A 22,967-nucleotide genomic window follows, 5' to 3' on the forward strand; every position below is an offset into this window, starting at 1 on the left:
CCACAGAGCTGCGAAGGCGGATCGGCCCCATACTGACCTAACCGGTTAAGTTTCGAAACCCTAACCGGTTCAGTTCCGGGGTCTTCGTTACGACCTCGTGACTGATCCAACCTCTCGTGTGCCCACGGCAAACGCAATCCAACACCCTCCGAATCCGAATGAATTCACAGAGTCTTGAAAGTGCTCAGAAAGGTGCCGGTCCGCTCGAATCGCGGGGGCGCAGCTCGCCCGCGGGTGCTTCCTCGTGAATTTCGTTATCGCCGGTGACGATTCGCAGGAGCAGATCGGCGGCCGCGCGCCCGCGTTCCATCGTTTTCTGGTCGACCGCGGTGATGCCGGGGCGGGCGAGTTCGCACAGCGGCGAGTCGTCCCAGGCGAGAATCGAGACCTCGGCCGGCACCGCCGTACCGAGGTCCAGCGCGACCCGCAGCGCCGCGACCGCCATCAAGTCGTTCCCGAGCACGATCGCGCTCGGCGGGTTCGGATCGGTCAGCAACTGACGGGTGAGTTCGGCGCCGTCGTCGTACCGGTAGCTGCCCTCGATATGCCGTACGGCGACCCCGCGCGCGGCGGCCTGTTCCTGCAGGATCTTCACCCGCAACCGCTCGTGGACGAACGTGAACGGCCCGCTGATATGCGCGACGTTCCGGTGTCCGAGCTCGACCAGATGATCGAGCAGCAGCCCGACCGTCTCCTCGGGCGAGCTGATCAACCGCCCGACCGAGTCGTCCGGCGCGTTCGAACTCACCACCACACACGGCACCCCGAGTTCCTTCAGCAGCGGGATTCTCGGGTCGTCGTCGTGCTCGTCGAACAGGATGAACCCGTCGACCCGCCCCTGCCGCGACCATCGCCGCAGTACGTCGAGATCCTCGCCGTGCTCGCCCGTGAGCCGGAGCAGCAGCGACGAATCGACCTCGTTCAGGTACTGCTCGATGCCGACCAGCGTCCGCATGTAGAACGCTTCGGTCGAGATCAGCGCCGGGTCGCGAGCGATCACGATCCCGATCGTCCGCGTCCGGCTGGCCGACAGCGCGACCGCGGCGGAGTTCGGGTGGAAGCCCAGCTCCTCGGCCAGATCGAGCACCCGCTGCCGGGTCTCCTCGCTGACTCCGGCCCGCCCGTTCAGCGCGTAGGAGACCGACGCCTTCGAGATGTGCAGCCGCCGCGCGAGATCGCTGATCGTGACCCGATGACTGCGGCGCGTGCCGCCCTGCGGGCCGTCGTCGCCGACCTCACCGCCGTCGGTCACAGATCCGCTCGTCGTCATCGCCTGGCTCCCCGCACAGACGGGAGGTTAGCAGCGGCATTTCGGGGCTGGCGGGGCTGCGGTGTTTTGGATAGCGTTTTCCCATGCTGCCGAATGAGCCGTTGCGACTCGATTTCCTGCCGTGGGAGTACAAGCGAACGGCCTCCGACGCCGACCGCGAACGCCAGGCCGAACGGCAGGCGCGGCTCGGCGGGTCGGTCCGGCTCGCCGCCGACGTGTACGTCGCGGAGTCGGCCGCGGTGTACTGCGACGAACTGACGATGGGGGAGCGCTCGTACGTCGCCGCGCACGCCTACGTCACCGGCAACATCACGCTCGGATCCGACTCCACGATCAACCCGTTCTCCGCCGTCCGCGGCAACGTGACGATCGGCGACGGCGTACGGATCGGCGCCCACACGTCGCTGCTCGCCTTCAACCACGGCACGGCTCCCGGTCAGCCGATCTTCAAGCAACCTCACACCGCCCTCGGCATCACGATCGGCGACGACGTCTGGATCGGCTCCAACGTGACGATCCTCGACGGCGTCACCGTCGGCCCGCACACCATCATCGGCGCCGGCGCGGTCGTCACCAAGAACATCCCGGCCAACTCGGTCGCCGCCGGCAACCCCGCCCGCGTCCTCCGCTCGCGAACAGGATCCTCCATGTCAGGTGACCTCCGCACCCAACTGACCGCCTTCGCCGCCAAAGCGCGTGCGCAGGTCGACGACGTGCTCGCTCGCTCTTGGGACGGTGAGCGTTTCGTCGACCGTCCCGACCTCGGCCACGAGCCGGCGGTTCGCCCATGGTGCGACGCGATCGAGATCGCCGACCTGCTGGTACGCCGAACTCCGGCCGGCCACACCCGTGACGACCTGGTCCGCCGTCTCCGTCACCGGCAGGATCCGAAGACCGGACTGGTCGCACCAGGAGACCTGTCGGACGCCGGGCTGGACCTGCCGGACGACAGCAAACTCTCTGTCCTGGAAGGGCCGGCCGGCTATCACGTGCTGTGTGTCGGCTACGCGCTCCAGGTCCTCGACAGCAGCTTCGAGCACCCGATCGACACGGCCTTCGGTTTTGCCGATCTGGACAATTTGCCCTGGGCAAGGAAAGCCTGGTCGGCCGGAGCTGGTATCGATCACCTCGGCACCGCGATCGCCCGGAATCTCCACGACCACAACGAATCCGGCCCGCTCGAAGCCCTGATGGGCTGGCTCGTAACGAGGGTCGACCCAACGACCGGCGCTTGGGGTCACCAGCACCCCGACGACGGCTGGCTGCAGGTCGTCAACGGTTTCTACCGTCTGACCCGCGGCACCTACGCCCAGTTCGGCCTCCCGCTGCCGTACCCCGAACAAGCTGTCGCCACCGTCTTTGCCCACAGCAACGACCGTCGGATGTTCACCGGCGACAACTACAACTCCTGCAACGTACTCGACGTCATCCACCCGCTGTGGCTGGCCCGCAAGCAGACGACGTACGGCGAGCAGGAGGGTCGCCGCTGGGCCGAGGAACAACTGCGCGCGATCCTCCCGCGCTGGGTCGACGGCGCAGGCTTCGCGTTCGCTCCCGACGGCACCGACGACCGCGCGATCCCCGGCCTGCAAGGCACCGAGATGTGGCTGGCCATCATCTGGCTGCTGTCCGACTACCTCGGCCTGTCCGACGCCCTCGGCTACCGCCCCCGCGGCGTCCACCGCCCGGAACCCCTGATCAATCTGCACTAATCGGTCTGGACCGCTGCTGGGCCATCATGGATCCGAGGGATACCGCCGGGGGAGAGGTGGCCGGATCATGCATGAACTGCGTCAGGTTTTGAAGGGTCGGCTGGTGACGCCCGACGACCCGGACTGGGAGCAGGTGCGGCGGGGGTGGAACCTGTCCGTCGACCAGCAGCCTGCGGCCGTCGTGGAGGCGAGTGGGCCGAACGACATCGAGTTCACGATCGCGTACGCCGGTGCACGCGGACTGAAGGTGGCTGCGCAAGCAGGTGGGCACGGTGCGACTCGTGCGCTCGACGGGACGATCGTGGTGCGGACCTCCGCGCTGGATGACATCTCGGTCGACTCGCAGGCCCGCATCGCTCGGCTGGGTGCCGGAGTGCGCTGGGGGACTGTGCAGGCCGCGCTCGACGGCACCGGCTCACCGGACTGCCTGGAACGAGCAGCAACATCTCGGTGGCCGGCTTCTGCACGAGTGGTGGGTTCTCGTGGTTCTCGCGGCCGTACGGGAGCGGTGCGGGCAGTCTGCGGGCTGCGGAGATCGTCGACGGTTCCGGGATCTGCCGATGGATCGACGACTCGGTTGACGCGGACCTGATGTGGGCGCTGCGTGGGGGCGGCGGGAACTTCGGTGTGGTGACGTCGGTCGAGGTGGAGCTGCATCCGGCTCCGGAGATCACCGGTGGGCGGCTGATGTTCCCGATCGAGCAGTCCGAGGCGGTGCTGACGGCGTACGCGAAGGCGACGCAGGAGGCGCCGGAGCAGGTGACGTTGTGGGCGTACCTGATCCACTACCCGCACTCGCCGACGCTGCCGGACGCAGTACGCGGGAAGTCGTTCTGCATGGTCGACGCGATCACGCCGTACGAGCCAGCCGCGCTTGAAGGAGTGCTTTCCACTATCCGCGCGGCTGGATCACCTGTTGCTGACTCGTTCACTCCGCTGTCGCCGAGTGGGGTTGCGGAGATAAATGCGGTGCCGGCGCCGCCGCAGGCGCTGTCACTGATCACCAGCACGTTCGACGAGCTCACGCCGGAGCTGATCGGCACACTGCTCGAGTACGCCGGTCAGCCGTCGCTGATCTTCCAGGTGCAGATCCGCCACCTGCGGGCGAGTGGTGAGGTTGGTCACCCCGGCGTGGCGGCGGCTGACCCGGCAGCGCAGTACATGGTGCTGGCGGTGTCGATCGTGCCGGTGCCGGAGTTGCAGGAGTCAGCGGAGACCGCATTGCGCGCGCTGAAGGAGACTCTGGCGCCCTGGCACGCCGATGAGCTGCCGCCGACCGGTCTGTCCGCGTGGGAGTCGCTGCAGGACTCCATCAGCGAGCCCGACCTGGCCAGACTCCGTGAGATCAAGCAGCGGGTCGACCCACTCGGTGTGCTGGTCGGCAACTACCCACTGGTGTGAACGACCCGGACGGGGGTCCACTAGCCTGAGCAAGTGGACCCCCGGACCCGTCGACTCATCACCTCTGTCGTGCTGGTAGCGCTCGTCGCGATCGTCGTGATCGCAGCGATCATCCGTTGACGGTTGCGGAGTCCAGGACGACGTACGGCTGGTTGGACAGGTCGGCGGCCAGACCGGGGTAGAGCGCCTGCCCACCGGACCGGTGCTGCACGCTGAAGAAGTACATCAGCGGGTACGTCGACGCCGTGTAGTCACCGTCGATCGTGCCGGACAAGGTCTGCCCGGACAGCTCCATCGGGACCTGCTGCCAGGGCTTCGACTGGTCCACGTGCCGGTAGTGCAGTGTTGCGCCGATCACGTCCGGGTCCACGACGTCCAGCGACAGCGTGACCGGTCTGCCCCGATCGAAGCTCTCCGGCACCGTGTGTTCCACGCCGGGCGCAGCTGGCCGGACTGGTGCCGCGAGCAACGCGGCAGCCGGCTCCGTGCCTGCTGCCTCCCGTAGCTCCTCGTTGAGGGCAGCCAGATCGACGTCCATGTCCGGGACTCGATCGGCCCAGTGGCCGTGTTCGGAGGTCTCGATCCCGAAGCGCAGATCCCGTTGGTAGACACCCTCGACGAGGACCGGGATCTCGGCGTACGCGTCCCGCGCGGCCCGGTAATGCCGTAGGGCTGACTGCAGCGAAGCGACGTCCTCGGTGGTGCGGAAGATCGAGTAGTCGACCGCCGCCCGGAACTTGCCGGCGAAGAACCGGCCCAGCCTGACCAGGATCTCCAGATCGATCAGTACCCGGCGGACTTGTGCGTCCGATTGGTCCGCGGTCTGGCGGACACGGGCCAGGGCCTGCTGTCCGTCGTCGACCAGTCGCTCGATCCACGCGGCCACCTCGAGCGGCGTGTACTTCGCTGACACCGAGCGGCTCGCCACCGCCGCGACGTACTCGTCGATGGCGTAGAACGTCGTCGGGTCGAACGGGCTGACGCCGCCCCAGTTCGCCGGCGGATCGGTGTCGCCGGCGTAGTGCGGCGATTCGACCCGCGACGAGATCGGGAGGTTGAGGTACGCCTCGGGCCAGTAGCCGTTGTTCGATCCGCCGACGCCGTGGACCACGGTCACCAGCGGGAGGATCCGGCTGAGCGGGCTAAGGGCGTCCTCGACGTGCGCCGCGGCCTCGCCGTACGTCGACCTCAGGTGGCGGCGCCACGTCTCGGGCTCGGCATCGGGGTTGTAGAGGAGCCGGCCCCACAACAGGTAGCCGTAGCGGTACTTGGTCCACTCCCGGTTGTCAGACAACCTGAGGTCCTCGCGGACGTACGGGTCGCGCTTGCCCACCTCGCCGCTGCCCTTGCGTCCCTTGAAGAACAGGGGTTCGCACAGGTCGACGCCGCGGGATCCGCCGAACGTCGACAGTCGCCCGTACCCGGCCGCGATCGCGGGATCGCCCCAGGCCAGCAGCTTCTGGGTTCCCGGCCAGACCCGGAATATCAGGTCGACGGTCCGGTCTTCGCGCAGGAAGTCGCCGTACCCGTAGCGGGTGAACCGGCGGGAGAACTCGGTGATGCCCTTCAGTTCGTGGCCGGGCGGGATCGGCTTGGCCGCCTCCTTCGCCCGGATCGAGGCCTGGTGGTACGGCAGCCCGACGTGCTCGGCCCAGTACTTCGCCGACAGCACCGGCGAGAGGTTCGGTAGGTCGACGGCGTCGAGCAGGGCCTGGTCGACGCCCTTGGCATGCATGTCGATCTCCAGTGGCCGCCCGACCGAGTTCGCGCCTTCGAACACCGCCCGCCAGAAGATCTCGTGCTGATGGTCGGCGATACCGCCCTCGTAGTGCACCCGGAACGTCAGCCCGTCGATGTCTGGGCATTCCGTGAGCAGCTTGGCGATACCGGCCTTGCAGTACTCCGCATGGGTGTCCGGACTTATCCCGGTGATCGGGTAGCGGTGCACCGAGTCCCGGCCGTAGTCGTACGCGTGGTTCCACAGACCGAGCTGGAACTTCAGCCCGCGGCGCTTGCTCTCGGCCGCGATGAAGCGCAGCGTGTCCAGGTTGCGCTTCTGCTCGTCCGCGCCGACGCCCTCGGCCTGTACGTCGTACCCGTCCACGTCGAACAGGAACGGGTACACGAAGCACAGGTAGTTGTCGGTCGCGCCGTGCCGATCGGCGCCGTAGTTGTACTGCATCCCGAGCGCCAGGTGGAACCGGTTGAACCGGGCCGCGGCCAGCCAGGTCAGGTACTCGGTCCAGAACTGCTGGTCGTGGAACCAGGGCGTGTCCTCGTCCACGCTGGAGAACGACCGCACCACACCCCGGACGGGTACGGCGGGCTGCTCGGCGTAGGACGTCGTACCGGCGAGATCCTCGCCCGCGGCGACGCGGTCCGCCAGCTCGAGTACGCCGCAGCGCAGGCCGGTCTCGTCGTTGCTGACGACAACGATCTCGTCGCCGTCACGGACTACGGCGTACGACTCGGGAACGTCTGCGAGGTCCGGGGCGGGCACCTCGTCGGGGGTGGCCAGCCGGACCGGTACGTCGGCTATGCCTTTCTCCGCCAGGGCTCGGACGAGCTGCTCCATCGCCCAGGTCGCGGTGCGGCCGGTGGTGACGGGGTTCATAGGGGTCTCCAATCACTTGCCGTCGAGGGTCTTGCCGGCGTCGGCCATGAACTTCGGCACGCCTTGCTTGATCGAGATCTTGTTGAACGCGATGTCCTGGCTGACCTTCAGCAACAGGTCGCCGACCGCGGTCGATGCAGCCGGGGAGGCCTGCGGCGGGGCGGACGAGTTCTTCAGTGCCAGGTCGGTGTAGGCCAGCACCTGCTTCTCGCTCGCGGACAGGTCGCTGCCCTTCAACAGCACGTCCCGGCCGGCGGCCGAGGCAGGCGGGCCGCTGATCAGCCGCAAGGTCTTCGCGGCATCCGCGCCGTTCGCGAACCAGTTGATGAATGCGGCGGCGTCGTCCTGGCGCTGGCTCTTCGCGTTCAGCGACAGGAAGCTGCTCGGTGCCGGGAAGGTCCCGCACTTGCCGCTCTTCGTGTGCCGTGGTGGCAGGGTGATGTCGATGGTGTGGTCGGTCAGGTCCTGGAATCCGCCCTTGAGGTTGGGCGTCTGGATGTGCGCGAGCGCCGCCTGTTTCTTGACCAGCGGGCTGTTCGGCCAGTCGCCGTACACGGCCTGCGCCGCGATGTCGGCGGGGATCGTGCCGCCGCTGGCCCGCAGCGCGGCCCAGTACTCGAACCACTCGGTCAGCGACGCATCGGTGAACGCGAGCGAGCCGTCCTTATAGAGGTCCTCGCCCTTACCGCGCAGGAAGATCTGCAACGACGCCGTGTCTCCACTGGGGTCCTCCGCGCCGTAGACCTTCTTGCCGGACTTCTGCCGGATCTGGTTGGCCAGGGTCGCGTAGTCGGACCACGTCCATGTCTCCTGCGGGTGCTCCAGCCCGAGCTGATCGAGCACGGTCACGTCGTACCCGATGCTGTAGGTGCTCATCGCGACCGGGATGCCGAACTGCTCGCCCTTCAACTGGCCCTGGATCAGCAGGTTGTGGTCGATCGGCTTCGTGTCGATGGTGTCTGGGATGTACTTCTGCAGTGACTGCAGCGCTCCGGCCGCGCCGTACTGGCCGATCCGCGGAGCGTCGATGTTGATCACGTCCGGGGCGTTGCCGCCGGCCATCTGGGTGGCGAGCTTGTCCCAGTACTCCGCGGTCGCGGTGCCCTCGAAGACCATCTTCACGTTCTGATGGCTGGCGGTGTACTGGTCCGCGAGCTTGCTGCGCAGGCCGAGCTTGGTCGGGTCCCCGTAGCTCGAGAACCGGACCGAGTTCTTCGCCTCCTTCGCCGCCGGGTCGAGGTTGCAGGCCGAGAGCAGAGGTGCGAGTACGCCGGCCGCGAGTCCGGCCTGCAGGAAGCGCCGCCGGTTGAGCTGTGTGGTCATGACTGGGGTCCTTTCGGGCTAGCCCTTCAGGCCGGTCGTGGCGATGCCCTCGACGATCCGGCGCTGGGCGAGAAGGAAGACGATGAAGGTCGGCACCAGCGACAGCACCGACATGGCCAGCAGTTGTCCGTACGACGAGTCGCCGGTCGCGTCGACGAACCGCCGCAGCGCGACCGGCACGGTCTCACTGCTCGGGTAGGACAGGTAGATCAGCTGGGAGAAGAAGTCGTTGTACGTCCAGATGAAGGTGAAGATCATCGTGGTGATCAGCACCGGTCCGGTCAGCGGCAGGATGATCCGGCTGAAGATGCGGACCTTGCCGCAGCCGTCGATCATCGCCGCCTCGTCCAGCGTCCGCGGGATCGTGCGGATGAACTGGACCATCAAGAAGATGAAGAACGCGTCGGTGGCCAGGAACTTCGGCACCACCAGCGGCAGATAGGTGTTCACCCAGCCGAGGTGGAAGAACAGCACGTACTGCGGGATCAGCAGCGCGTGCGCCGGCAGCATGATCGAGCCGAGCATGATCGCGAAGAACACCTTCTTGCCGCGGAACTCCAGCCGGGCGAACGCGTACGCCGTCAGCGTGCAGGCGATCACGTTGCCGGCCACCGCGAGCACCGCGATCAGCATCGAGTTGAGGTAGAACCGGGTGAACGTCGGATCGGTCGCGGTCCAGCCGGCGATGTAGTTGCGCGGGTCGAACGAACTCGGGAACGGGTTGAGCTGCGAGAAGATGTCGGACTCGTCCTTGAAGGACCCGCCGACCATCCAGAGCAGCGGATAGACCATCACCAGGGTGCCGGCGATCAGCGCGAGATGGGTCAGCCACCTGCGGGTACGACGCCGGGCTGCGGGAGCGTGCTGGAGTGTCGTCATCAGCGGTCCTCGTAGTAGACCCAGCGACGGGCGAGCCCGAAGTTGATCAGCGTGAAGATCGCGATGATCAGCAGCAGCACCCACGCCATCGCGGAGGCGTAGCCCATGTTCAGGTTCGTGAATCCCTGCTGGTACAGGTAAAGCGTGTAGAACAACGTGGAGTCGGACGGGCCGCCGCTGCCGCCGCTCACGACGTACGCCGGGGTGAAGGCCTGGAAGGCCTGGATGATCTGCAGCACGACGTTGAAGAAGATGATCGGTGTCAGCAGCGGCACGGTGACCGACCAGAACCGTCGCCAGGCGTTCGCGCCGTCGACCGACGCGGCGTCGTACAGCTCCTGCGGTATCTGCTTGAGCCCGGCCAGGAAGATCACCATCGGCGAGCCGAACTGCCAGATGTTCAGTAGGACCAGCGTGTAGAGAGCCGTGTCGGGGTTGGAGATCCAGCTACGCCCGCCGACGCCGAAGAACGCGAGGAAGGCGTTGAGTACGCCGTCGTTGTCGAACAGCTGACCCCAGATCACGGCGATCGCGACGCTGCCGCCGAGCAGCGACGGGATGTAGTAGATCGAGCGGTACAAGGCCATCCCGCGCATCGGCCGGTTCAGCATGACCGCGACCGCGAGCGCGAATCCCAGCTGCAGCGGGACGGTGAGGGCGACGTAGATGAAGGTGACCTTCAACGACTGCAGGTAGCGCGGGTCGTCGGTGAACATCTTCACGTAGTTGCCGAAGCCGTTCCAGGCGGGCGCCTGCAGCAGATTGAACTTCGTGAACGACAGATACAGGGATCCGAGCAGGGGTGCGGCGGTCAGCAGCAGCAGTCCCGCGAACCAGGGGAGCAGGAAGAGATAGGCGACCCGGTCCGTGCGCCGGGCAGGTCTGGGACGGGTTGCCGGGGGAGGGATCTCAGCTGTCGGTTCGCGGCCTGCCGGAGCAGAGATCTCGGTGCTCGTGCTCATGGTGGCCTCCTCTCAGGAGTCCTTCTTCACCGATGTAGAAACTGGCCGGAAAATCGGCCGAAGCCTTCGGGGGCGGTCTGTGAAGGTCTTCGGCCGGTCTGTGGGCAGCACCAACGGGTACCACTTAGTGGAAGTGGCATTCCGCTACGCGAGAGATTAGGTCGCTGTGCGTTGAAGCGCAATAGCTCAGTGGATTCGTATTCACACGTCTCAAACGCTCTGCTGCTGTGCTGGATCCGAGGCAGCGGTAACGTCCCGCCAATGACGAACAGCACCGCCGCGCGGTCGTCGTACCTGATGCGGGCCGGATTGGTCCGCAACGTGCGGTCCGGGGAGCACCTGACCACGTTCGTGGTGTCGGGGGTGGCGACCGTCCTGGTGACCCGGCTGATCCTCAGCCTCAGCGGCTACCCGCAGATCGGCGGCAAGGGTCTGCACATCGCACACGTGCTGCCCGGCGGTCTGCTGATGCTGATCGCGATCTCACTGCTGCTCGGGTACGTCGGACCCGTCGTCCGGCCGGCCGCCGCGACGGTCGGCGGGATCGGGTTCGGGCTGTTCATCGACGAGGTGGGGAAGTTCGTCACCTCGGACAACAACTACTTCTACAAGCCGACCGCGGCGATCGTGTACGTCGTCTTCGTGCTGATCGTGCTCGGGTTCCGGTTCCTCAGCACGCGGCGGCCGATCGACCCGCGGGAGGAGCTGGCCAACGTCATCGACCACGCCGTCGAGGGTGTGGCCGGTGGCCTCTCCCGTCGCCGCCGTGCGGAGGCGGCGGCGTTGCTGCGCGCCGTACCCCAGGCGGTGCAGGGGCGGCGCGAGACCAGGGAGCTGCTCGCCGCCTGCCCTGCTGACGAGGTCGAGCTGGCCGCTCCGATCGACGCGGGCTGGCAGGCGCTGCAGCGTGGGCTCGAGCGGCTGGCCACCCACCCGAAGGCTCCGCGGGTGGCTGTCGCCGTACTGGCTCTGCAGGTTGTCGGTGCGCTGTTGATCGCGATCGTGGTCGGCGACGGGCTCAACCACCTTCCTGTGTTGGGGGTGACCGTAGGAAGCTTGCTGTCAGCAACGTTCACGGTGCGGGGCGCGCTGGCGCTGCGGAAGGGCAACCGGGTCCGGGCGGTGCGGCTGTTCGAGCTGGCCGTCCTGGTGTCGTTGCTGATGACACAGGTCTTCCAGTTCGCTGCCACCCAGTTCGCGGCTGCCGGTGGGATGCTGCTGGACCTGGTGATGCTCGGTCTGCTGCGGGCGGAGCGGGACCGGATGCAGCGCGAGCTGGCGAGCGCTACGAAGACTAAGGCGCTGCGACTGCCACCCGATCCGGATCAGCCACCGTTCCCGGAGGACCCGTCGGATCCTGTGTAGCCTTCCAGTTCTCGTGCCGGCCGATCAGCACCGGGGACATGGTCGCGATCAGATAGATCGCGCCGCCCGCGAGTACGGCAGGCGCAAAGCCGACGGCTGCGATGGCCACGCCGGCGACCACACCACCGAGCGGTACGCCGGTCCAGCAGGCGGCATTCGACAGCGAGTTGACTCGGCCGAGCAGGTGGCGCGGGATCCGTTCGGCCCGGATCGCGCCGAGCACGGGGTTGATGAAGCCAGCTCCGATACCGCCTACGGCGTACACCGCCATCAGCACCCAGATCGGTGCGCCTGCCGCCAGAGCGATGAAGCGGGGTGCGCCGGCGATGAGGAAGGCGACGGTGAAGACCAGCTTGCGCGGGATGCGGTCGCCGATTGCCGAAGCCAGTAAGGCGAATGCGGTCGCGGTCACTCCGAACGCGGTGAGGATCAGGCTGGTGTGTCCGGGGCCGTAGCCGTGTGTCTTGATCCAGACCGGTAGCAGGACCGTGCTGGTCGCGGCGTCGAGCAGATTGGTCACGGCGATCATCGTGACGAGGGGGAGCAGTAGCTTGTCGGAGCGGAGGAAGTGCCAGCCCACGAGGAGCCGTTGTCCGTAGCCCTGCTCGGGTTCGTTGGTGATCTCCGGCTTGGCGAGCTTGGGGATCCAGCGGGCAATGAGTAGGGCGCACACGCCGAACGATGCGGCGTCGATCCAGAGTGCGTTGACCGCTCCGACCAGGGTGATGAGTCCGCCGGCCAGTGCGTACGCGAAGAAGCCGGCCAGGCGTTCCGTCGTACTCTCCAGGCCTGTCACTCGCTCCAGGGGTACGCGGGCTGCTCGGGCGATGTCCGGGATCAGGGTCTCTTTGGCGGAGTCGCCCGGGCCGCGGAAGGCGCCGGCGATGGCGACCAGCACGAGGAGCGTGGGGAAGTGCAGTAGGCCGAGTGTGTGGAGGAGCGGGACGAGGCCGACAATCGCAGTACTTGCTGTGTCCGCGACCACGCTGATCCGGCGTGCGCCGACCTTGTCGATCAGCGGGCCGCCGACGGCCTTCACGATGACCAGCGGGGTCATCTCGGCCATGGCGACCAGACCGGTCTTGACCGGCGAGCCGGTGGTGATCAGTACGAACCAGGGGATTGCGATGGCGCTCACCCGGGTGCCACAGATCGACACCACGTTCGCTACCAGGAACGCGATCAGCGGGGCGCGGTTTCCTTTGTCGCTCATCTGCCTCACCGCCCTCTGCCCTACTGCCGCGTCTCGCGCGGGAAGGCCTGGATCTGGACCGTCACCTGTTCGGCGCCCTCCGGCAGGGGAGCGGTCAGGTCGGGTGTCTTGTACTTCTCCAGCACCGCCATGACCTCGTGCATCATCGCGTCGAGCTGGTCGGCCCGCAGGTGGAAGAAGTAGTCGGAGAGCACGCTGGCGTCACGCCAGTCCTCGGGCATCGTCTGCATCGCGTCGATGTAGCCGAACATGTTCTCGGCGTACGTCTGGCCGACGCCGTGCAGGAAGCCCAGCGCGAGCTCGGGCTCCTGCTCGAGCAGCTCGGCCTTGTTGAACTCTGTGCCTTGGTGGGCGGACCTCCACCAGCGGTCGCGGGCGTTGCCGCGGGTGTCGTCCTCGACCACCAGGCCGGCGTCGGCCAGCTGGCGGAGGTGGTAGCTGGTCGCGCCGGTGTTCACGCCGAGCCGACCGGCCAGGGTGGTGGCGGTCTGGGGGCCGTACACCCGGAGCAGGCCGACGATCCGGTTCCGCATCGGGTGGGCGAGGGCGCGCACCAGGTGGCGGTCCAGCCGGACTGTGCGGCCCGGCTCGGGAGTGGCTGGGGTGGCGCTCGCGGGGGTGGTCTCGTCGCTCATGGTGTTGAGCATAGGACTGCAAAGACTCTTTGCAAAGAGATTTTGCAAAGAAGTTCTGCGGTTGGTTGTCCACAGGTTGCGGATCGGGGCGTCGGGGTGGGCCGGATCGCGGCATCTTCTCTGTCGACCACGCATCCACCGTGAATGGAGAGAACCAGCAATGATGCGCGTGACGCTCGAGGACGCCGACTACTGCGACGTCCCCGCCGACCTGATGACGTTCGACGACGGGGCGGTGGTGTTCTGGCGCGAGGGCGAGGAAGTCGGCCGCCACCGCCAGGCCCGGATCCGCTCCCTCGAACTGCTCAACGTCCGCTCGATGACCCGCAAGATCGAGCGCGCCCGCAAGAACCACCCGAAGGCCTTCAGCCAGTGGTCCCCCGAAGACGAGCAGACCCTGATCGAGATGTTCCACAACGGCGCCACCAAGGACGAACTCGTCACCACCCTCGGCCGCCAGGAAGGCGGCATAGCCACCCGCCTCCGCTCCCTAGGCCTCCTCACCGACGACCAAAAACTCGAATAACCCAACCCCCCAGACGCCCGCAAAAGGCCGCCGCCTCCTACCGACCGTCCCTCGTCACGATCAGGTGCTCGGGGCAACCGAGGCGGCGACTGGTCTTTTTGGCCGCCTTCGGCGGCGCGCGAACTGTGTAATGGTGTGCTGCCTGCTCCGGCCGGACTGCAGACGGGAGATCACGCAAAGGCCGCCGCCTCCTACCTGCCGTCCCTCGTCACGATCAGGTTCTCGGGGCAACCGAGGCGGCGACTGTTCTTTTGGCCGCCTTCGGCGGCGCGTGGACTGTGGTGATGCGTGCTCTCCGCTCGTGCCGGACTGCGGGCAGGGGGACTGCGCAAAGGCCGCCGCCTCAGGTGTTGCGGGCTGCGTTGTCCAGGGCGGAGCTCTGCGCGCGTGAATCGAGCGAAGGTCGTCGCGGCGGACTCTTACCGAGCAGTCTCCGGCTCGCTCGCCTAACAGGCGGGCGCTTACCGGAGCAGTCTCCGGCTCGCGGCCGGTCAGACGGCGACGATCTCGACGAATTCCTGGACTGCGCGGAAGTCCTTCGGGTTTCGGGTGTAGAGGGCGGCCTCGTGGGTGGCTGCTGTGGCCGCGATTAGCAGGTCGAAGGCGCGGGCGCGGGGCTGCGCTCCCGCTGCCGCGACCGCCGCTGCGAAGGAGCCGTATGTGCGGGCCACGGCGTCAGTCACGGGTAGTGCCTCAAAAGCACGTTCAATACCGGCGAGGCGGCGCAGTCGGGCGGCGCGGATCTCCGGCGACTTCGCGACCAGCACGCCGAAGTGCAACTCGGCGAGACTGACGGTGCTGATCGCGAACTCCGCATCGACAGGCTCCTCCAGGCCCTTGATCAGGACACTGGTGTCGAGCAATGCCCTCATTCCGTCGGCTCCCAGGGGTCGACGAGGTCTTGGTCGATCAGGTCGCGATCGGTCTCCCAGTCATCGTCGGCGCGCCGACTCAGGACGTCTGCGATCTCGTCGTAATGCCGCCAATGGTCGCGTTCGGGCGGGCCGAGCACAGCCGCGGGGCGGCCGGAGACGGTGATCACCAAGTGCTCGCCGGCTTCGGCTCGGCGGACGAGATCGCTTGCGTGCTGCCGCAGCTCACGAAGTCCCAAGGCGTCCATGGATCCAAGGTAGCACATGTGCTACATGACCGACCGTCGTGAACAAGCCACAACTGCGTCGGGGGTGCGGAGGAAATGTACACGGAGTTGGGCGGCGGCGACGGTGGGTTTGCGAGGCCCTTTTGAGATCGGGGGTGGGGGTCGGAGACAATGGCGCGATGCAACCAGTGGTGCGGTCGGGCGAGCCGGCGCGGGCGGCGGAGGCCGGGGCGCTGGGCGTGGTTCGTGCTGCCTTGCTGGATCAGAGCGGTTTGGTGCGGGCGGTCGCGTCCGGGCGGCGGCGTGGGGGCGAGGCGCCGGCGTACCAGCGGGTCGAGGTGCGGTATGTCGATCTGAAGGGGCAGCGGCACCTGCAGATCACCGAGTTCGACGAGCGCCAGGCCCACACGCGGAACATCGCGGGAGCCGAGCCGGACGTCGCGGGAGCCGAGCCGGCCGTCGGGGGAGCCGAGCCGGCCGTCGGGGGAGCCGAGCCGGCCGTCGGGGGAGCCGAGCCGGCCGTCGGGGGAGCCGAGCCGGCCGTCGGGGGAGCCGAGCCGGCCGTCGGGGGAGCCGAGCCGGCCGTCGCGGCCACCGAGCTGGAGAAGGTGGTCGACGGGCTTCTCGAGTTGCCGTACGGGTCGTGGCATGTGGAGACGACGAGCGAGACGCTGCGGTTGCGGTACACCAAGAAGGGCAAGGAGTTGCTGCACCGGCAGGACGACAGCCGGGAGCAGGAGACCGGGCACGACCGGGTGAAGCAGCGGATGCTCGATCCGGCCGCGCCGTTCCTGATCGAGCTCGGTATCAGCGACCACCTGGGCCGGGTCAAGCCGTCGCGGCAGGCGAAGTACAAGCAGATCGAGGAGTTCTGCAAGCTGCTCGCGCCCGCCCTCGACGAGGCGATCTCGGCCGGCCGGATCGCGAAGGACCGGCCGCTGCAGGTGGTCGACCTCGGCTGCGGGAACGCGTACCTCACGCTGGCGGCGTACCACCTGCTGTCCGCGGCCGGCCACGACGTACGGATGACAGGCATCGACCACAACCCGGCGGCCCGGAAACGGAACGCCCGCGTGGTCGAGGCGCTCGGCTGGCAGGACCACCTGCGGTTCGTCGACGCGACCATCCAGGCGGCGGAGCTCGACGTACGACCGGACGTCGTACTGGCGCTGCACGCCTGCGACACCGCGACCGACGACGCGCTCGCGCGGGCGGTCGGCTGGGAGGCTCCGCTGGTGCTCGCGGCCCCATGTTGTCATCACGACATCCAAAAGCAGCTCAAGAGCGTCACACCACCGGCGCCTTATGCGCTGATGACGCGATATGGCATCGTTCGTGAGCGGTTTGCCGACGTCCTGACGGATTCGTTGCGGGCGGCGGTGCTCCGACAGTTCGGTTACCGGGTGGAGGTCGTGCAGTTCGTGGACAGTCAGCACACGCCGCGCAATCTGCTGCTCCGCGCTGCGCGGACCGGCGCGAAGCCGACCGCCGAGCTCCAGGCCGAGTACGACGCCCTGGTCGCCGAATGGCAGGTCAACCCGCGCCTCGCCCAGCTCCTGTTGCCTGCCGCCGAGGTGGGCTTGTGACACGACTTCGGACTGCGTTCGCGCTGGTCGGCGCGACGCTCGTCACTCTGGCGGGTGTGGCACTTCCCACAACAGCCTCGGCGACGGTGGAGACGGACCCGACCCCGGCGGCTCCGAAGAAGCTGTTCACGATCCGCGACGACCGGATCAAGGAGTCCTCCGGTCTGGCGAAGAGCGTGAAGCACCCCGGCACCTACTACACCGTGAACGACTCCGGCGACACCGGCCGGGTGTTCGCGATCGACGCGACCACCGGCAAGGTGGAGGCGGTACTGCGGTTCGGCGCGAAGGTGACCGATGTCGAGGCGCTCGGCGTGGACCGGGACGGCACGATCTACATCGCGGACATCGGCGACAACAAGGCCGACCGGGAGCAGATCGAGATCTACACGATCCCGGAGCCGGAGACGCTGGAGGACGCCGACGTCAAGTACCACCAGTTCGACTTCAAGTACCCGGACGGCGCGCACGACGCCGAGACGCTGCTGATCGAGCCGGGAACCAGCCAGCTGTACATCGTGACGAAGGAGCTGAAGGGCACCGGCGCGATCTACGCCGCCCCGCCGGCCCCGACCCGCCAGGGCACCAACGACCTCTCGAAGCTGGCGCCGGCCCCTTCCGGCATCATCACCGACGGCACGTTCATGCCGGACGGACAGCGCGTGGTCCTCCGGACATACACCGACGTGGCAACGGTTGCCTGGGGCGACACTCCCACCGCGATCGCCCGCGGCGCCGCAGTCCTCGGCCAAGGTGAGACCGTCGCGGTCGGCCCGACCGACAACACCGTCCTCGTCGGCAGCGAAGGCGCCAACTCAGCCATCTATCAGCTGACTGCCCCCGCCAAGGCAGTCGCATCCACCCCGCCGTCCGCCAGCGCCACGCCCAAACCGGCGACGGCGTCAGACTCCAACAACGCCGACTCCGGCAAGAACCACAACCTCCGCTGGATCATCATCGGCGCCAGCTTGTTCGCCCTGATCATCACGATCGTCACGTTCCCGCCGGGCCGCCGCGAACGCCGCGACCGCCAGGCCGAGAACGATCGCCTGACCGGCCAAGGCCCGCCGACCGGCCACCGCCGCGCCTGATCGACAGCTCAATCCGGAAGCTGTACGTCCGGATCCAGGCCTAGCATCGGGTCCATGGAGCACGAGTTCAGCGGCGAGGTCATCGAGTGGCGCGGTCCCGCGCCGTACTACTTCGTTCCCGTGCCGGACGAGGATGCTGCCGCGCTGAAGGCGGCCGCGTCGGCCGCCGGCCACCACAGCTGGGGGATGCTCCCGATCCGCGCTCGCCTCGGGAGCACGGAGTGGAAGACCTCGCTGTGGTCGAAGGACGGCGGGTACGTGGTGCCGCTGAAGGACGGAGTGCGTAAGCCCCACGGCCTGGATGCAGGCGACACCGTGGACCTTCAGCTCACGTTCGAGGCCCCGGCTCGCAAGCAGCCGCAGCGGAAGGCGGCTCCGGCCAAGCGCGTTCTTGTTCCGCGTACCGCGGGTTCACGGGAGCCGGTCACCGATGAGCAGCTCACGATCGTCCCGGCGAACGAGGCGTTGTGGGAGGACGTGCAGGCGGTCTTCGGCGCCGGCGATCCCGGCCGGTGCTGGTGTCAGCGCTTCCGGATGCTGCCCAAGGAGTCCTGGGACTCCGAAGGTCCCGAAGAGCTCGCCGCCCGTCTCCGAGATCAGACGGCCTGCGGCCAGCTGGCGGGCGGGAAGCACGCCGGCGGAAGCCCGCAAGCTCCGGAGACCAGCGGCCTGGTCGCCTACCTCGACGGAGAGCCCGTCGGGTGGTGCGCTGTCGCGCCGCGGGCGGACCACCCGAGGCTGGTGCGCGACTTCCGCGTCCCCTGGCTCGGCCGCAACGAGGACAGGACCGACCCCACGGTCTGGGCCGTCACCTGCTTCGTCACCCGCGCCGGCTTCCGGCGCCGAGGCATCGGCCGCGCTCTCGCCCGCGCCACGGTCCCGTTCGCGCGCAAAGCCGGAGCCCACGCCATCGAGGGCTACCCCGACCTCGTCGACGGCGGCTCCGTCGGCACCCTCGCCATGTTCACCGATGCGGGCTTCGCCGAGGTCAATCGCCCCGGCAACCGACGAGCGGTCCTCCGCATCAACTTCTGATCCAACGAAACAGCCGCCGCACCCCGAGCAAGGGGCGCGGCGGCTGCAGGCGGTGCTACTTGAGGTTCTCGACCACGTAGTCGATGGCCTGGGTCAGCTTCTCGACGTCGTCCGAGTCGACCGCGGGGAACATCGCGACGCGGAGCTGGTTGCGGCCCAGCTTGCGGTACGGCTCGGTGTCGACGATGCCATTGGCGCGGAGGACCTTCGCGACCGCGGCCGCGTCGATCGCGTCGTCGAGGTCGATGGTGCCGACGACGAGGGAGCGGGCGTCGGGGTCGGTGACGTACGGCGTCGCGTACTCCGACTTCTCGGCCCAGGTGTACAGCCGGTTGCTCGAGTCCGTCGTACGGGCGACGCTCCACTTGAGACCGCCCTGGTTGTTGATCCAGTCGGTCTGCTCGGCCATCAGGAACAGCGTGGCCAGCGACGGCGTGTTGTACGTCTGGTTCTTGCTCGAGTTGTCGACCGCGGTCGCGAGGTCCAGGAACGCCGGGATCCAGCGGCCGGTCGCGGCGATCTCCTCGACCCGGGCGAGTGCCGCCGGGCTCATCAGCGCGATCCACAGGCCGCCGTCGGACGCGAAGCCCTTCTGCGGCGCGAAGTAGTACACGTCGGCCTCGTTCACGTCGACCGGCAGACCGGCCGCACCCGACGTCGCGTCGATCGCGACCAGTGCGCCCTCGTCGGCCCCTTCGACGCGCTTGACCGGCGCCATCACGCCGGTGGAGGTCTCGTTGTGCGGCCACGCGTACAGGTCGACGCCGGCCTCGGCCACCGCGACCGGGCGGGTGCCGGGGTCGGACTTCACGATCGTCGGGTCGCCGAGGTGCGGGGCGAGCTGCGCGGCCTTCGCGAACTTCGACGAGAACTCACCGAAGCTCAGGTGCTGGCTCTTCTCCCGGATCAGCCCGAACGTCGCGATGTCCCAGAACGCGGTCGAGCCGCCGTTGCCGAGCACGACCTGGTAGCCCTCGGGCAGGTTGAACAGATCGGCCACGCCCTGCTGGACGCGGGCCACCAGGTTCTTCACCGGGGCCTGGCGGTGGGAGGTGCCGAGCAGCTTCGCGCCCTCGGTCGCCAGCGCGGCGATCGCTTCCGGACGGACCTTCGACGGGCCCGAACCGAAGCGGCCGTCAGCAGGCTTGAGCTCAGCAGGAATCTGAATGTCGCTGGTCACCAGCGTGTTCCCTTCGTCGTCTGCATCTCAGAAAGCCGACGACGCTGTCAGCGCACACCATCCTCGCACACCGGTCCCACCCCGCCGCCCCGGGGCTCACCGCGCGGACTACTCGTGCTTGCGCGTGATCGTCTGCGTACCAGTCAGGACCGCAACCGGACCGTCCGGCGTCTCCGTCCACTCGCCGCAGGCGCCGCCGCCCTCGGCCACCTCGAGCGTGAGCTCGGTCCCGTCCATCCGGAGCGCCGGGTGGTAGTACTGCGCCACCCGCTCCGCCTCGCCCTCGATGTAGTGGCCGATCAGCGCGCGCCGGAACCGGTCCGTGGTGACGTTCGGGTTGCTTCCGTGCACCAGCGCGCCGTGGAAGAACAGCACGTCGCCCGGTTCCATTACCACCGGTACGGCGGACCCGGTCGACGGCAGCGGCACCGTCACGTCGGTGAAGCTGACCGTGGTGTCGGCCTTCTCCGTGCAGAGGATCGGCCAGCGGTGCGAGCCGGGCACGACCTCGAGGCACCCGTTCGCCTCATCGACCCGGTCCAGCGCCATCCACGCCGCCACGCACGTCCCCGGATCGGCCTTCAGATAGAAGTTGTCCTGGTGCAGCGCCTGCCCGCGGGAGCCCGGCGGCTTGAAGTACACCATCGTCTGTACGGCGTACGGCGACCTGCCGAGGAGCGTCGTCATCACCTCGTCGATACGCGGGTCGATCATCCACTGCAGTGACGTCTCGTCCCACCGGTGCATCTGCGCCATCCGCGGGTACCGCTTCAGCGGGTCCCGGTCGGTGGAGTTGTGCCCCGCGAAGTCGTTCGCCCGCGGGCCGCGGTGCCGGACCTCCATGTAGTGGTCCCGCAACCGGTCGACCTCGTCGGTGCTGAACAGCCCGCGCACCAGCGTGTAGCCGGTCTGCTCGAACTCTTCCCGAACTACGGCGTCGATGTTGGATGAAACGCTCATGCGCGACTCCCGCGACTGTGCTCTAGGCTGCCTGTCAGAACCAATTCTCCTGCCAGGTACCAGTACCGAACCACGGAGGATTCGCGCGAGGAGTTGAACTTTTGTTGCATCGACTGGAGCTCGAGCGGATGTCCGCACCGACCTTCTGGCGGTGTGAGCCGAGCTGGTCCTGGACCTCACCGGTCCTCAAGGACCACCTGCTCTGGTGCGTGATGGACGGCCGCGGCGAGCTGGAGCTCAACGGCGACCGTCAGGAGCTGCACCCGGGAGTCTGCGCGGTCTTCCAGCCCGGCGACGCCCCACGCGCCACCCATGACCCGCACCGCCGGCTGCTGGTCTTCGGCATGCACTTCCAGACCACCGGTGCAGCACCCGATCCACGCTGGGGCGAGGTGATGGACCGCGAACTGCTCGGCGTGCTCGCGCGGACGAGCGACGCGTCGTACCGCCGCCAGGACGCACTCGGCCGACGCCAGGCGGAACTGTGCCTGGAGCAACTGATCGCGCTGATCTGGGACGCCGTGCACAACCCCGGCCGACGCGTGACCGACGCCGCCGTCGACGAGACCGCCCGGCAGCTCCGTCAGGACCCCGGCCGGGACTGGACCGTGGCCGAGATGGCCGCCAAGGCCTCGCTGAGCCGGGCGCAGTTCACGAGAAGGTTCGTCGCGCAGTTCGGCATGTCACCTGCGCAGTACCTGATCCAGGCCCGGATCGACCGCGCGCACCAGCTGCTCACCGAGAGCGGCATGACTGTCACCGAGACAGCCGCCGCCCTCGGCTACACCGACGTTCCGTACTTCAGCCGCCAGTACAAGCAACGCACCGGCCGCACGCCCAGCCAGGACCGCTAGGCCCAGCTCGGGTTCCAGCCCTCGATCGCGTCGGCGGGGCGGGACGCGGGACCGGAGTAGATCGCCGACGGCCGGATCAGCCGTCCGGTCCGCTTCTGCTCCAGCACGTGCGCACTCCAACCCGCAGTACGCGCGCAGGTGAACATCGAGGTGAACATCGGCGGCGGTACCTCCGCGAAGTCCAGGACGATCGCCGCCCAGAACTCCACGTTGGTCTCCAGCACCCGGTCCGGCCGCCGCTCGCGCAGCTCGGCCAGCGCGGCCTGCTCCAGCGCCTCGGCCACCTCGTACCGCGGTGCGTCCAGCTCACGCGCCGTACGACGAAGCACCCGTGCGCGTGGGTCCTCGGCGCGGTACACCCGGTGCCCGAAGCCCATAAGTCGCTCGCCCGCGTCCAGCAGGCCCTTCACGTACGAGCGGGCGTCACCCGACCGCTCCACGCCTTCGATCATCGTCAGCACCCGCGCCGGCGCACCGCCGTGCAGCGGACCCGACATCGCGCCCACCGCACCGGACAGCGCCGCAGCAACGTCCGCACCGGTCGAGGCGATCACCCGCGCGGTGAACGTCGACGCGTTCATGCCGTGCTCGGCCGCGGACGTCCAGTACGCGTCGACCGCCTTCACATGCTTGGGATCCGGCTCGCCGCGCCAGCGGATCATGAACCGCTCGGTGATCGTCGTCGCCTTGTCCACCTCGCGTTGCGGCACCATCGGGTGGCCGACGCCACGGGCTGCCTGTGCGACGTACGACAGCGCCATCACCGCCGCCCGGGACAGGTCCTCACGCGCCTGTACGTCGTCGATGTCGTAGAGCGGCCGCAGACCCCAGGCGGGTGCGAGCATCGCCAGCGCGGACTGTACGTCGACCCGCACGTCGCCGGTGTGCACCGGTAGCGGGAACGGCTCCGCCGGCGGCAGGCCCGGGGTGAACGCACCGTCGACCAGCAGGCCCCAGACGTTCTCGAACGGCACCCGGCCGACCAGGTCCTCGATGTCCACGCCGCGGTAGCGGAGCGCCGAACCTTCTTTGTCCGGCTCGGCGATCTGCGTGTCGAACGCGACCACGCCTTCCAGCCCGTGCTGCACCTCGGTCCTCGGATCAGACATGCGACTCCCTCGTCCTCGTCTCGGCGCGCGGGCCCACCAGGCAGGCGCGCACCCTGGGCGCTCAGGCAGCATAGTTCTCCGTACTGATGACACGACAGCTTTGTGACCCGTTCGAGGACTTCGCGCCGCGGGTGGACCGCGGAGAGGTCTACG

At 68.0% G+C, this 22,967-nt stretch carries 21 protein-coding genes; 9 read left to right on the forward strand and 12 right to left on the reverse strand.

What is annotated here, in order from left to right:
• Nucleotides 1–184 precede the first annotated feature (184 nt).
• Nucleotides 185–1,270, reverse strand: coding sequence for a LacI family DNA-binding transcriptional regulator (locus FDA38_RS37165; protein WP_137258859.1), 1,086 nt, complete (start codon nucleotides 1,268–1,270; stop codon nucleotides 185–187).
• Nucleotides 1,271–1,353: 83 nt separating this feature from the next.
• Here FDA38_RS37165 and FDA38_RS37170 point away from each other — a divergent pair, with 83 nt between their 5' ends.
• The 3 genes from FDA38_RS37170 to FDA38_RS37180 all read left to right on the forward strand — a co-directional run bounded on the left by FDA38_RS37170 (nucleotide 1,354) and on the right by FDA38_RS37180 (nucleotide 4,383).
• Nucleotides 1,354–2,982, forward strand: coding sequence for an acyltransferase (locus tag FDA38_RS37170; protein ID WP_137258860.1), 1,629 nt, complete (start codon nucleotides 1,354–1,356; stop codon nucleotides 2,980–2,982).
• Between the two features lie 67 nt (nucleotides 2,983–3,049).
• Nucleotides 3,050–3,574 (forward strand): FAD-binding oxidoreductase, encoded by a 525-nt coding sequence (locus FDA38_RS37175; protein ID WP_137258861.1) that lies wholly within the window; start codon nucleotides 3,050–3,052, stop codon nucleotides 3,572–3,574.
• A complete protein-coding gene (locus FDA38_RS37180; protein WP_137258862.1) occupies nucleotides 3,574–4,383 on the forward strand; it encodes an FAD-binding oxidoreductase in 810 nt (269 codons plus the stop codon). The genes FDA38_RS37175 and FDA38_RS37180 overlap by 1 nt, the downstream gene beginning before the upstream one ends.
• Nucleotides 4,384–4,492: 109 nt before the next feature.
• Here the strand turns inward: FDA38_RS37180 and FDA38_RS37185 are convergent, their stop codons facing one another.
• From FDA38_RS37185 to FDA38_RS37200, 4 genes are read right to left on the reverse strand one after another with little or no spacing between them, the layout of a single operon-like run.
• Nucleotides 4,493–6,997, reverse strand: coding sequence for a hypothetical protein (locus tag FDA38_RS37185; protein ID WP_137258863.1), 2,505 nt, complete (start codon nucleotides 6,995–6,997; stop codon nucleotides 4,493–4,495).
• A 12-nt stretch (nucleotides 6,998–7,009) separates the two neighbouring features.
• The gene (locus FDA38_RS37190; protein WP_137258864.1) at nucleotides 7,010–8,320 is read right to left on the reverse strand and encodes an ABC transporter substrate-binding protein; all 1,311 of its coding nucleotides are present in this window, start codon (nucleotides 8,318–8,320) and stop codon (nucleotides 7,010–7,012) included.
• Between the two features lie 18 nt (nucleotides 8,321–8,338).
• Complete coding sequence (locus tag FDA38_RS37195; RefSeq protein ID WP_137258865.1) at nucleotides 8,339–9,199, reverse strand: carbohydrate ABC transporter permease; 861 nt, start codon at nucleotides 9,197–9,199, stop codon at nucleotides 8,339–8,341.
• Complete coding sequence (locus tag FDA38_RS37200; protein ID WP_137258866.1) at nucleotides 9,199–10,161, reverse strand: carbohydrate ABC transporter permease; 963 nt, start codon at nucleotides 10,159–10,161, stop codon at nucleotides 9,199–9,201. The genes FDA38_RS37195 and FDA38_RS37200 overlap by 1 nt, the downstream gene beginning before the upstream one ends.
• Before the next feature lie 261 nt (nucleotides 10,162–10,422).
• On the opposite strand from FDA38_RS37200, the gene FDA38_RS37205 reads away from it, so the two are divergent.
• Nucleotides 10,423–11,526 (forward strand): hypothetical protein, encoded by a 1,104-nt coding sequence (locus tag FDA38_RS37205; RefSeq protein WP_233715151.1) that lies wholly within the window; start codon nucleotides 10,423–10,425, stop codon nucleotides 11,524–11,526.
• Here the strand turns inward: FDA38_RS37205 and FDA38_RS37210 are convergent.
• Both FDA38_RS37210 and FDA38_RS37215 read right to left on the reverse strand, forming a co-directional pair.
• Nucleotides 11,456–12,739 carry an MFS transporter gene (locus FDA38_RS37210; protein WP_137258867.1) on the reverse strand — a complete coding sequence of 428 codons (1,284 nt, stop codon included), beginning with the start codon at nucleotides 12,737–12,739 and terminating at the stop codon, nucleotides 11,456–11,458. The two genes, FDA38_RS37205 and FDA38_RS37210, sit on opposite strands and share 71 nt — an antisense overlap.
• A gap of 20 nt (nucleotides 12,740–12,759) precedes the next feature.
• Nucleotides 12,760–13,374 (reverse strand): helix-turn-helix domain-containing protein, encoded by a 615-nt coding sequence (locus FDA38_RS37215; RefSeq protein WP_170989996.1) that lies wholly within the window; start codon nucleotides 13,372–13,374, stop codon nucleotides 12,760–12,762.
• Nucleotides 13,375–13,534: 160 nt separating this feature from the next.
• Between FDA38_RS37215 and FDA38_RS37220 the strand changes: the two genes are divergently transcribed.
• A complete protein-coding gene (locus FDA38_RS37220; RefSeq protein ID WP_137258869.1) occupies nucleotides 13,535–13,900 on the forward strand; it encodes a hypothetical protein in 366 nt (121 codons plus the stop codon).
• Between the two features lie 491 nt (nucleotides 13,901–14,391).
• Here the strand turns inward: FDA38_RS37220 and FDA38_RS37225 are convergent, their stop codons facing one another.
• Entirely contained in the window at nucleotides 14,392–14,772 is a 381-nt protein-coding gene (locus FDA38_RS37225) for a PIN domain-containing protein (protein WP_137258870.1), read from the reverse strand.
• Nucleotides 14,769–15,020: a type II toxin-antitoxin system Phd/YefM family antitoxin gene (locus FDA38_RS37230; RefSeq protein ID WP_137258871.1), complete on the reverse strand. Its 252-nt coding sequence runs from the start codon at nucleotides 15,018–15,020 to the stop codon at nucleotides 14,769–14,771. The genes FDA38_RS37225 and FDA38_RS37230 overlap by 4 nt, the downstream gene beginning before the upstream one ends.
• A 158-nt stretch (nucleotides 15,021–15,178) precedes the next feature.
• Here FDA38_RS37230 and FDA38_RS37240 point away from each other — a divergent pair, with 158 nt between their 5' ends.
• Genes FDA38_RS37240 through FDA38_RS42800 form a run of 3 tightly spaced genes read left to right on the forward strand, consistent with a single transcriptional unit; the run spans nucleotide 15,179 to nucleotide 18,711 of the window.
• Nucleotides 15,179–16,585, forward strand: a complete 1,407-nt coding sequence (locus FDA38_RS37240; protein WP_233715152.1) for a class I SAM-dependent methyltransferase — start codon at nucleotides 15,179–15,181, stop codon at nucleotides 16,583–16,585.
• On the forward strand, nucleotides 16,582–17,676 hold the full coding sequence (locus FDA38_RS37245) for an esterase-like activity of phytase family protein (protein WP_233715153.1): 1,095 nt from the start codon (nucleotides 16,582–16,584) through the stop codon (nucleotides 17,674–17,676). The genes FDA38_RS37240 and FDA38_RS37245 overlap by 4 nt, the downstream gene beginning before the upstream one ends.
• A gap of 54 nt (nucleotides 17,677–17,730) precedes the next feature.
• The gene (locus FDA38_RS42800) at nucleotides 17,731–18,711 is read left to right on the forward strand and encodes a GNAT family N-acetyltransferase (protein WP_202878017.1); all 981 of its coding nucleotides are present in this window, start codon (nucleotides 17,731–17,733) and stop codon (nucleotides 18,709–18,711) included.
• 55 nt (nucleotides 18,712–18,766) lie between these two features.
• Here the strand turns inward: FDA38_RS42800 and serC are convergent, their stop codons facing one another.
• Nucleotides 18,767–19,891 carry a phosphoserine transaminase gene (serC, locus tag FDA38_RS37260; RefSeq protein ID WP_137258872.1) on the reverse strand — a complete coding sequence of 375 codons (1,125 nt, stop codon included), beginning with the start codon at nucleotides 19,889–19,891 and terminating at the stop codon, nucleotides 18,767–18,769.
• A gap of 108 nt (nucleotides 19,892–19,999) precedes the next feature.
• Entirely contained in the window at nucleotides 20,000–20,851 is an 852-nt protein-coding gene (locus FDA38_RS37265) for a phytanoyl-CoA dioxygenase family protein (RefSeq protein WP_137258873.1), read from the reverse strand.
• Nucleotides 20,852–20,952: 101 nt separating this feature from the next.
• On the opposite strand from FDA38_RS37265, the gene FDA38_RS37270 reads away from it, so the two are divergent.
• A complete protein-coding gene (locus FDA38_RS37270) occupies nucleotides 20,953–21,705 on the forward strand; it encodes an AraC family transcriptional regulator (protein WP_233715154.1) in 753 nt (250 codons plus the stop codon).
• On the opposite strand, the gene FDA38_RS37275 is transcribed toward FDA38_RS37270, so the two are convergent.
• Nucleotides 21,702–22,814 carry a citrate synthase 2 gene (locus FDA38_RS37275; RefSeq protein ID WP_137258874.1) on the reverse strand — a complete coding sequence of 371 codons (1,113 nt, stop codon included), beginning with the start codon at nucleotides 22,812–22,814 and terminating at the stop codon, nucleotides 21,702–21,704. The two genes, FDA38_RS37270 and FDA38_RS37275, sit on opposite strands and share 4 nt — an antisense overlap.
• Nucleotides 22,815–22,967: the final 153 nt, after the last annotated feature.

This window comes from Kribbella jiaozuonensis (assembly GCF_005233875.1).
In the GTDB taxonomy this organism is placed as follows: Bacteria; Actinomycetota; Actinomycetes; order Propionibacteriales; family Kribbellaceae; genus Kribbella; species Kribbella jiaozuonensis.